The sequence below is a fragment of the Nocardia sp. JMUB6875 genome (assembly GCF_041154655.1).
GTDB lineage: Bacteria > Actinomycetota > Actinomycetes > Mycobacteriales > Mycobacteriaceae > Nocardia.
Genome location: NZ_BAAFGR010000220.1, coordinates 1 through 10,677, shown reverse-complemented (window position 1 = coordinate 10,677; position 10,677 = coordinate 1). Strand labels below are relative to the sequence as shown.

The following is a 10,677-nucleotide window of genomic DNA, read 5'->3' as shown; positions in this document are numbered from 1 at the left end:
CATTTATCAGGCGTGTCCCGGAGATCCAGATGTCCGCCCATCCGGAGAAATCATGTCCGCCAGCCCGGACTCACATGTCCGCCCACCCGGATTATTCAGCGTCCGCTGGCAAGCCGGTGAACTTTCTTCTTGTTCACCTCGCTGCCCTCGTCGAACCGCAACGCTGCCCACGCACGGCGGAACCCGTGCCCTTGATGTTTCGTGGCGTAGGAACGCAGCCAGGCCCGCAAACCGGCATCCGGATCTTGCGGGGTTTGCGCGGCCGGCAGCCGCCGATAGGTCGATCGGTGAAGCCCAACAACCTTGCACGCCAACCGTTCCGACATGTCCTTGACCTGTTTGAGCATGTCCACGGCGCGGCGCTTGGCCGCTGGGCTCAGAATTTTCCCTTGGCGATCTCTCGCAGCGCGTCCTTCTCCAGCTCGGCATCGGCCAGCAACCGTTTCAACCGAGCGTTCTGCTCGCGCAGCTCCTTGAGCTCCTTGGCGGCATCGGTGTCCACACCGCCGTACTGGCGGCGCCAGTTGTACATCGTGGCCGCCGACACCCCCAGCTCCGCGGCGGCTTCCTCCCCGGTCTTGCCCGCCGCGATCAGCTCATCGGCACGGCGCAGCTTCCGCACGATCTCCTCCGCGGAATGCCGCTTGCGTCCTGCCATGTCACTCAGTGTCCCTTCCAGCCCTGACCAGGGCCAACAGGACTCTAATACCGAGTGGTCTCATTCACTGGGGACGGGCCACAGTGCCGCCCACGCCCGCCGGAACCCGTGCCCTTGGTGTTTCGTGGCATACGAGCGCAACCAGGCCCGCAAGCCAGCGTCCGGATCGGCCGGGGTCGCCGCGATCGGCAGCCGGCGGTAAGTGGAACGTGCCAGCCCAACGACCTTGCACGCCAACCGTTCCGACATGCTCTTGACGTTCTTGAGCATGTCCACGGCGCGGCGCTTGGCCGCTGGGCTCAGAATTTTCCCTTCGCGATCTCCCGCAGCGCGTCCTTCTCCAGCTCCGCGTCGGCCAGCAGCCGCTTCAATCGAGCGTTCTGCTCGCGCAACTCCTTGAGCTCTTTCGCCGCGTCGGTGTCCACACCGCCGTAGGAACGGCGCCAGTTGTACAGCGTCGCGGCCGAAATCCCCAGCTCGGCGGCGATCTCCTCCCCGGACTTGCCCGCTGCCGCCAACCCGTCGGCGCGCCGCAGCTTCCGCACGATGTCCTCCGCGGAATGCCGCTTGCGTCCAGCCATGATCCCTATCGTCCCTTCCAGCCCCTGATCAGGGCCAACAGGACTCTAATACCGAGCGGTCTCATTCACTGGGGACGGGCCACGGGATCCCGGACTTTGCGGAAACCTCGAGGAAGGTGACGATGTGGTTGGAGTCGCTGAATAGGGTGGGTTTGCTGATTCGGGCTTTAGGGACATGGTCGAGTAGTTGGAGCATCTGCGTTGCGGTGCGTTCGATAAGGAACCAGTCCATGGCTGCCTCCAGGAGTGCGGCGTCTTGGAATGGTGCGACGTTGGCTATGAGGAGGGTTCCGCCGGGTCGTAGCGAGTTGATCAGTGCCGTAGTGAGTGTGGCGGCGGTGTATCGGTCGAGGTAGTCGTAGAGTCCGGAGGAGGTGATGATGTCCGTGGGGGCGCCGGGTGTGTGCCCGGCGGCGATGATTTCGGCAACCGATGTTTGCTGGGTGTGGACTCCGAGATGTCTGTAGTCGTGATCGATAACGTCGAGCGATTCCCGATCTTGGTCGAGAGCCCATATGTCGGCGTACAGGCCGTCGTGGACGGATTGGCTGTCGGCGATTTCGCGCAGGTGTCCGGCGGCGACGGAGACCATGGTCGGGTTGGCATACCGGGTCGCATAGTGATCGAGTTGCTCACTGAGGGTACGGCGTCGCCAACGTGCGGCCTTGATCGCTGGCCGGTTCAGTGTGGCTTGGTTGAGCAGGGCGGTGATCGGATCGAGGTGCTGTGTCGACGGTTCGTGTAGGCGGTAGGCCATGTCGAGTAGGACTGCGTCACCGGCATAGCCACGTGGCTTGGTCAGGGCGCGGACAATGAACGGGTCGCGGCATAGCATGTCGGCGAGCGGGTGTTCTCGAAACCGGTGGCAGAACTCGTGCCACGCCGCCGGAGGCAGCTCAGCGCGGCATTGCGCGAGCCAGTCGCACAGTCTGTTGTAGGTGACCTGGATACTTTTGGGGTCGGACAGGTCGTGGTGATGCTCGTCTAATTCCCAGTCGATTGTCCGGATGTCCACGATTGTCATCGAGAGTCCTATTTAGCAATTTGGTGCTGTCCGTTGAGGACACGTTCGGCAAGACGTTGGGCCAAGTCGGCCACCCCAGGGCTGGCGGTGAGTTCGAGAACCGGGAAATCGTGACCGTACTGTCGTTGCAGCACTATCCCGAGTTGGGTTGCCATCAAGGAATCGACACCCAGGTGGTCAAGGCGACGGTGGCGGTCGATTCGCTCCGGCGTGGTCTGCATGATGTTGGCGACGATGGCGGTGAGGTCTTGCTCGATGGCTTCGAGTGCTGTAGGCGAGCCTGACAGTTTCGTGAGATCTGTGGGGGTGCGCCATTTTTCGGTGTGTGCTTCCGGTGTCGTGGCGGTCAGGTCGAATCGTGGGGCAGCGACGGTGGCGTAAGTGTCGCGTACCCGGGCCCAATCGGCTCGGCCGATGTGCACCGCGCAGAGCTCGGTGTCGGCCGTAACTCTGTCTAGGGTGTCGAAGGCTTCCGCTGTGGTGATGGCGCCGAATCCGAGGCGTTCGAAGGTGCCGATCATGTTGTTGCGGAGCATGTATCCCGAGTCTGAAATGGCGCCCCACTGGACCGCGAGACCGGGCAGGCCACTGGTGCGGCGAGCCGTGACGATGGCCTCCATCGCGAGATTCCCAGCAGCGTAACTGCTCTGGTTGATGTTGCCGACCAGGCCTGAGATCGAACTGTATACGAGGAAGAAGTCGACAGGATGGGTTCGGGTGAGCCGATCGAGGACCGTTGCGCCGACCAGCTTTGGCGCCAGGACGGCACGATGGTCGTCGCTGGAGACCTGTTCTATCGGCGCGTCGTGCAGAATCATCGCCGCGTGTACAACGCCGCGGACGGGGTGTCCTTGTGCGTCGAGGCGATTCCACAAGGCTTTCATTGCCTGGAGGTCCGCGACGTCGGCGGGGTACACCTCGCACACGACTCCCTGCTTGTGCAGATCGGCGAGCAGCGATGCGATGGCATCGGTGCGGCCGCTGCGGCTGATCAGCGCCAACCGCCGGGCGCCGCGACGGGCGAGCCAGCGGGCGGTTTCGGCACCGAATCCAGTGGTGCCGCCGACGATCGCATAGGTTGCGCGCGGGTCCAACCGCTCGGGCATGTGGGAGGTCATTTGTTGGGGTTTCGAAGAGGCCGGGTGGGACTGATCGAATGTGACGACGATCTTGCCGGTGTGCCGAGAGTGTTCCACGATCGATAGGGCTTCCTCGATCCGTTCCACCGGATAGACGCTGTAGGGAAGCGGGCTGTAGTCGCCTGCGGCCACTCGTGTTTGGATTCTTCGCACCAGCATTGCGGTTATCGGTCCGCCCGACAGCAAGGGCGTCACGTCCACACTGAAGAATGCGAGGCTTCGCGAGAATGGCCGCAGTGACAAGGCGGAGTCCTGCAGAAGGTCGCGTTTGCCGAGTTCGATGAATCGGCCGCGAGGCGCAAGCAGCTCGACGCTGTGATGGAGAGCGCTGCCAGCAAGGCTGTTCAGGACAATGTCTACGCCACGGTCTTCAGTGAGGGCGTGCACCTGCTCGACGAATTGCAGGCCGTGTGAATCCAGTACATGATCAGCGCCCATGCGTCGCAACAGGTCGCGCCGAGCCGGAGTTCCCGCAGTGGCGATGACCCGGGCGCCTGCCAGCTGTGCCTGTTGCAGCGCCGCCAATCCGACGCCGCCAGCGGCACTGTGGATGAGTAAGGTTTCGCCTCGCTGCAATTGGCCGCGGTCCTCCAGGCCCTCCTGAACGGTTACGAAAACTAGCGGAAGCGTCGCTGCGGCGGCGAAGGTCATGGTGTCGGGTATTCGGCCGACACAGTCGGCGCTGGTGATCACCTGGGATGCAAAGCATCCCGGTGCCAGTGCGAATACACGTTCACCCACCCGCCATTCGCTGACGCCCGGTCCTACCTCGGTAATGTATCCGGTGCACTCGAGCCCGAGTAACGGATAACCGGTGTCGTCAGCGGTGGTCACCGCGGGCATTCTGCCGGTTGCTACGAGAACATCCCGATAGTTGATCCCCACAGCTTGGACCGCAATCGCGACCTCACCCGCGGCCGGCTTTGCGGTCGGCATCGGCTGCCACCGCAACCGATACGATGCCCCGACTGCCGAGGCCGCCAGTCGGCTCGGCGACCGCTGGAAATCTGGTGTCGAGTTATCAGCACCGCCGAGGTCTGCGACTCGTGGGCAATATCGCCCGGCGGGTGTGAGGATGACCTCGTCCTCGTCCGATTCGGCTTGTAGCTCCGCTGCCAGTAGGCGAGCGCGTTCGGACGCCGAACAAGCAGCTATGCAGACCCGCCTGACGGTCAACATGGGGAACTCATTGGCCATCGTGCGAGCCAACCCCCAAACGGCGGCTGCCACGGGATCGTCGGGAACGGGCCCCATGGTGCGTGCGGCGACCGCGACTGTGATCGTTGGACCGGCGTGGTCAGAGCGTCCGAACGCGGCTGCCAGCGCACGTAGCATCGCTGCGTACTGCACAACCTGCTCGACAGCTGCACCGTCGGCCACGGCCGCGCACTCGGTCACGACGATCACATCGGTGGGCTCGTCGGTGATCTGGTGGAGTGCATCGCCGCAGGAGTTTCTGCGGGACAAAAGTTTCCGCCACTCGTCGGCATCGACGCTTGCCGATGTTGTAACCGTCGCCGTTGGCGTTTGGTGACGCAGCTCGTCGGCCAACCCCCAGGTGTCAACGGAGTCGCATTCCGCATCGAACATCGGAGTTGCCACGAACCACGCTCGACGGCTGGGAGGAATGGCAGGCGTGGGTTGGCTGCGCGGAACACGATGGGCCAGCAAGATCGAATAGTCGTCCCGGGCAGGCGGCTCCTCGTCGCCTACAATGGCGATGTCGTCGAATCCGTTTTGCTGCAACAGATCACGCCATTGGCTGGGTGTCAGCAGTGGTGTCTCCGGCCGTAACCCGATGTCGGTGAACTGCCAAAAACTTTCCAGCAGCCCGAAACTTGACACCAACAGATGAGTGTCGTGGGCCTCCAGTGCGAGCAGGGTGCCGTCGTCACGTAACAGCGCGGCGATGGCCTGCAACGACGCCGCTACGTCCGCGGTCGCGTGTAGAACGTTGGAAGCAATGACGAGGTCGAAACTTCCTTCCATAAGCCCGGATTTGGCGGGGTCATTGAGGTCGAGTTGCCGATAGTCGAGGTAGGCGTATCGGGAGAACCGTTGGCGGGCGGCCGGGAAGAAGGCGGCGGTGACATCGCTGAAGGTGTACCGGGTTCTGTCAGCAGGAAGGAGAGGTAATAGTTGGGCGGTGGTGCCGCCGGTACCCGCGCCGACCTCCAGGATGCGGACGGGACTGGCTGCGGGTCGCAGTGTCAGCCAAGCCCGCATCAACTCCTGGATTAGGCGGTTGTGGTACTGCAGGATTGGCGCGTTGGCATAGTAGTGCTCGGCCAACCGATCCGTCGGCGAGAACAGTAGGTCCATCGGATCCTGGTCTCCCCCTAACACTGCAGCAAGACGGCTACCACAGTGTGCGGCGACCATCAGGTCGGGTGCCATCCGCGGGAACTCACGGATCAGCTGCCGGTACAACAATGTCGGATCCGGTTTCGCGGCGAGCCGCCACATATCAGGTCGTTTCGGTCCAAGGCTTTGAATGAGGTTCTGCGCTCGACCGAGGCCTACCAGCTGGTCCAGCAACATGCGCGATCCAGGGTGCGAGGATGCGACTGCTGCCAGGTCTGTCATAGAGAAACTCGGCCCGTCGACCGCGCTGCTGATGGCATCGACGGCGAATTGGGCCAATAGAGTCTTGTAGCGCGGTTCGAATTCGATGTAGCCGTCCGTCCGCCAAGCCTGAGTGATGTACGGTACTACCGTCCGCGATTCGGAGACCACCTCTGATGGACGTGGTACCGGCACGACGACATCGGATTGCGACACAGCGGGCGTCGGTAGTATGCGGGTGACATGAATGCCCACCGGGGCAGTCGAGGTGAGGGCGCTGCGGCGCATGACACAGTCCCGCAGCTGCATCGCCACCACACCATTACCCTCGACCACATCGACGTCGAAGGTCGCCTGCCGGGCATCGACGGTATGCGCAACTACCTGCACATAACCGTGGGTGGGCAGTGTGTCGAACCACGGCCGGACGGTACCGATCTCGACAGGGAGGTACGGGCGACCAGCGAAATCAGGCAACAGCGCGACCGCTGCCTGCAGCGCTCCGTCGAGCACCGCCGGGTGCGCGCCGTAGCGTGCGACAGTGAGGTGGGACGGCGTCACATAACGTGCGAGGACGTACCCCGGCCGTTGATATAGCTCCTCTAGAACCCGAAAAGCGGGGCCGTAGTCGAGTCCGAGTTCTCGTGCTCGGGCGTAGAAGCTCGTACCTGATGTCGCGGTCAGGTCGGCGCGCGCGCTGTCGATGTCGAGCGGCTGCGGATGCATTGCGGAGCGACGGCGTATGCGGCATCGGGCATGGGTCGACCAATCCGTACCGTTGGTAGAGCTGACTCGTCCGGCTCCGTCATCGGCGCGCACTTCGATCTGGACTGTGGTGTGTGCGGCGGAATCATTCCATGCCGCCACCAGCGCCTTGGTAACTTGCAGATCCCTCAGCTCGATGGGGTAGTCCCGGTCGGTTCTCCCGGCCGTCAACAGCATTTCGGCATACGCGACGGCCGGCAGGATCACAACACCCGCAATACAGTGATCGCCCAGCCACCCTGGATGGTCCGGCCGTACATCAACCTGCCAGGTAGGATCGGGAGCTGACCTCCGGAACCCGAGTAGCGGGTGATCCGACTTTTCCTCGTCGGCGCTTCTGCGTAGCCACCACTGGGGCGCGCCGTGGTAATGGTGTTCCCGCTGCCACGGATAGTTTGGCAGATCCACGACGCTTCCCGGAGTGGGATACCATGCGGTCCAATCGATTTCGGCTCCACTGGCGAGAATTGCGGCGACCGTGGTGTCCAACTCGCCGGGACCGCCCTCGCGCCGCGAAAGTGTGTGTAGTACCTGCACACCAGGCGATGTGCTCGTGAGCTTGCGCAGGTATCCACCGAGGGTCGGATGCGGCCCGATCTCCACCAATACGTCGCAGCCCAGGTCTGTCATCACGTGATCGATCGCCTCGGCGAACCGGACCGGTTGGCGAATGTTTCGCCACCAGTGCTCGGCGACCACGGTGTCACCAGCGATCGTTGTTCCGGTCACGATCGACACCAAGGGCACGGTCGTACCGGTCGGCGCCAGATCGCTTAACTCCCGCAGCAATTCGGTGCGGATGGTGTCCATGGATCGGCTGTGGAACGCATAGTTCAAGCCGAGATCACGGACGAACACGCCTCGGTCCACAAGCTCTGCCGTCAGAGCCGCCAATTCCTCTGCCTCGCCGGCCAGCGTCACATCCTGGTAGCTGTTGACACCGGCGATCTCCACGCCCGGATACGCACGCAGCTCGAACTTTGCCTGTTCACTCGATAGCGCTACCGCCGCCATGCGCCCTCGGCCGTAGGTCGTCGCCTGGGCCGAGCTGCGAGCCGCGATGACCCGACAGGCATCGCGCAGATCCAGTGCACCAGCACAATAGGCCGCTGCGACCTCGCCGACGCTATGACCCACAACCGCTGCCGGTCGGATTCCGCGCTGCCGCAACGATGCAACAATCCCTAACTGCACCGCCAACAGCAGCGGTTGCGCCACCTCGGTCCGGGCCATTCGCGCCGGATCGGGATCCTTCAATTCCCTCAAGACCGACCAGCCCAGCATCGGCTCCAGCACCCGGTCGATTTGTGCCACCATGGCCCGAAACTCGGCATCGCCGTCCATCATCGTCGCGCCCATACCAGGCCACTGCGATCCGTTTCCGGAGAAGACGTACGCGATTCGTCCAGTCCCGGCGCGTATTCCGAGAGCGCCCCGTCGTGGCAACTCCCCGGAACCGATCCTGGACAGCTCCTCGACAGCCTCTGCAGGTGAATCCGCCAGTACCACAGCGCGTTCCGCATGCGCACCCCGGCGGCAACAACTCGTCCACGCGAAGTCGTACCACCCCGCCGATTGCGCCTGCCCGGCCAGATACCCCAGCGCCGCAGCTGTTTTCCGAGCCACCTCGCGAACACCCTCTGGTGTGCGAGCCGACACCATCACCGGCAATGGCGACACTTCTGGAATTTGTGCGATTGCCGGAGTCGGCGCTGGAGCCAGGACCACATGGGCGTTGACGCCGCCGAAGCCGAAAGAATTCACCCCCACCACTCGGCCGGCCTCGGAGTTCAACGTACGATACTCGGTGGCGGGTTCCAGATTGAGGTCGGCGAAATCTATTGCAGGATTCAACGGCTCGGCATGCAACGTGACGGGAACCGCGCGATGACGCAATATCGTCAAACCCTTCAACACACCCGCGATGCCCGCCGCCGACTCGAGATGGCCGATATTGGTCTTGATCGATCCGATGGGCAACCGACCCACCGTACGGTACTGCCCCAATGCCTGTCCCAGCGCTTGACATTCGGCCGGATCACCCACGGCTGTTCCCGTACCGTGCGCTTCGACGTACGCAAGGTCGTTCGGTGACAACCCGATTCTGGAGTAGAGACTACTGAGAAGCTTCTTCTGCGCAATTGGATTTGGATGCGCCAAACCAGGAGTAAGGCCGCAACTGTTTACTGCTGTGCCGACAATGATCCCATGAACACGGTCGCCCTCCGCGAGCGCGTCGGCGAGCCGCTTCAAAACTATTACCGCACCACCCTCGCCGCGCACATAGCCGTCGGCCAGCTTGGAAAATGTCCGGCAGCGACCGCTCCGAGACAGCATCGATGCCTTCGCATAGCCCACGAACTCCAACGGGTTGATCATGACCTGTACACCAGCAGCCAGCGCCAGACTGCACTCACCAGACGTCAGCTGTCGACATGCGAGATCTACCGCCACCAGCGACGAAGAACAGGCAGTATCGACAGCCATCGACGGACCTCGTAGATCGAACACGTGCGACAACCGATTGGCCGTATTGCCGACCGATGTGCCGGTCATGGTGTAGGCGTCGATACTGTCTGGATCGCGTTGCTGCAGATCGCTGTAGCCGTGGGCTGAGGCGCCCACGAAGACCGAGGTTGCCGACCCGGCCAAGCACGCGGGATCGATACCCGCATCGTCGAACGCCTCGCGACTCAATTCCAGCAACAACCGTTGTTGAGGGTCAATCCGGGTCGCCTCGCGCGGCGAAATGCCAAAAAAGTCCACATCGAAGCCGGTGATATCGTCTAGGAACCCGCCGGCCATGACGTACGAACGTCCAGGACTGTCAGGGTTGGGATCCTCGAACTCCGCCGCATCGAATCGCTCCTCCGAAGGGGTCGACACTAGGTCGCGCCCATCACGCAGCGCTGCCCACAGCGCCTCGAGAGAATCGATCCCACCCGGAAGTCGGCATGCCACACCAACGACCGCTACCTCGGTGCCCGAGAATGGGGGCACCTCCCGCTTCGCCAGTCTGGACGTTACTCTCGCGAAGCTGCCGATACGCATCAGATCTCCATCTTCGAAAGTCGGTCAATAGGCATGGCGATGATGTATGCGGCGTGACGGCATCGGGCTCGAAGAGTTCAAGTTCAGCAAGCCAACCAATATTGCGTGTGTTGTTGCGCCCCAACGTAATCGGGATGGAGATCACGGGGAAATTCAACGGTAGCGTGGGCAGTTACAGAGTCATCGTTGACCTGACGCCCTTGCCGTCCAACGGTGCCGACCGTCGGTCGACGTCCACCGATACCATCCTGCGGCTCGTCTTCCGTCCACACATACACGAGACCAATCCAAAAGGCAGTTGTCGTCGGAACTGGCCACATCCCGCATATGGACTGTAGTCCAAGACAATGCCGAATCATCCAATTCCAGTTGTGCCCCAAATCCACCAAGAGTTGGCGCGTGATTCCTGGGCGAGGTTGGATCCGATTCGACGTAACAGGTTGAGGTTGCCCAGGTTTGGCGTGGTCGCCTACCGGACGCGGTTCGATTGCCGGCAGCCGCACCGCCATCGGCGGAATCGGTCGCAGGAGGCGCGCGGAGCCTGATCGGTTCGGCACCGCCGTCGACAATGCTTGGAGTACTCCGATGTCGACTGCGCAATTGTCGAATCATGCTGGTGATCATGAGGTTTCGCATGTTCGAATGGCGAACTCGTTGCCGTTGCGGGAGCGGATCGCCGCTTTGCGTGCGTCTTGTCGAATCGGTGCGGCAGGGTTGTGACGAACATGCGACGGTGTGGCAGCATGCCAAAGGCAAGCTGACCGCGTTCGAACGCATCGAATTGCTGCTGGACACGGGGTCGTTCACCGAGATTCAAGGTTTGCGCCGCCACCGGTCCCCCGCAGTCGGGTTGGACGATCGTCGGCCATACGGGGCCGGGGCGGTGTGCGGGTG

At 62.6% G+C, this 10,677-nt stretch carries 4 protein-coding genes and 2 pseudogenes; 1 reads left to right on the top strand and 5 read right to left on the bottom strand.

Going from position 1 to position 10,677, the window contains the following annotated elements; genetic code table 11:
* Positions 1-110: 110 nt before the first annotated feature.
* The 5 genes and pseudogenes from ACAM49_RS35315 to ACAM49_RS35295 form a co-directional block, all read right to left on the bottom strand.
* A pseudogene (locus tag ACAM49_RS35315) lies at positions 111-487 on the bottom strand (IS3 family transposase); the annotation flags it as partial.
* A 3-nt stretch (positions 488-490) separates the two neighbouring features.
* Positions 491-658 (bottom strand): annotated as a pseudogene (locus ACAM49_RS35310) (transposase); the annotation flags it as partial.
* A gap of 299 nt (positions 659-957) precedes the next feature.
* Entirely contained in the window at positions 958-1,239 is a 282-nt protein-coding gene (locus tag ACAM49_RS35305) for a transposase (protein ID WP_369639883.1), read from the bottom strand.
* Between the two features lie 61 nt (positions 1,240-1,300).
* Positions 1,301-2,263 (bottom strand): hypothetical protein, encoded by a 963-nt coding sequence (locus ACAM49_RS35300; protein WP_369639882.1) that lies wholly within the window; start codon positions 2,261-2,263, stop codon positions 1,301-1,303.
* A gap of 8 nt (positions 2,264-2,271) precedes the next feature.
* Positions 2,272-9,783 carry an SDR family NAD(P)-dependent oxidoreductase gene (locus tag ACAM49_RS35295; RefSeq protein ID WP_369639881.1) on the bottom strand — a complete coding sequence of 2,504 codons (7,512 nt, stop codon included), beginning with the start codon at positions 9,781-9,783 and terminating at the stop codon, positions 2,272-2,274.
* Between the two features lie 610 nt (positions 9,784-10,393).
* Between ACAM49_RS35295 and ACAM49_RS35290 the strand changes: the two genes are divergently transcribed.
* Positions 10,394-10,677 (top strand): carboxyl transferase domain-containing protein (locus ACAM49_RS35290; RefSeq protein WP_369639880.1); only part of this gene is annotated, 284 nt, incomplete at its 3' end.